This is a genomic window from Arthrobacter sp. SIMBA_036, assembly GCF_046535135.1.
In the GTDB taxonomy this organism is placed as follows: domain Bacteria; phylum Actinomycetota; class Actinomycetes; order Actinomycetales; family Micrococcaceae; genus Arthrobacter.
Genome location: NZ_JAWRXG010000260.1, coordinates 1 through 262 on the forward strand (window position 1 = coordinate 1; position 262 = coordinate 262).

Annotated in this window: 1 protein-coding gene; it reads right to left on the reverse strand. The window is 20.6% G+C overall.

The window, feature by feature from the left end; translation table 11 throughout:
• Positions 1–52: 52 nt before the first annotated feature.
• The coding region (locus SB659_RS19825; protein WP_410551654.1) for a hypothetical protein at positions 53–262 on the reverse strand (210 nt) is incomplete at its 5' end.

The window sequence follows — 262 nt, forward strand, 5'->3', positions numbered from 1 at the left end:
CGGATTTATATTTTTTAAATCAAGGCTAACGGAATTAAAACTGTTTAATTTATTAATCTTCATTGTTTATTGATATGTTTTTAAATTTTTTTAAACCTTCTAAATTTTTACTTTTTATTGTCTTGATATTATTTTTGGATAAATCCTTTGTAAAAGAATCAAGTAAATCATAAATCTCATTTAAAGTCTGATTAGTATTATTTGTAATCTGTTGCAAAACAAATAAGTATTGCTCTCCTAAAGTTTTAATTGATTTTTCTTT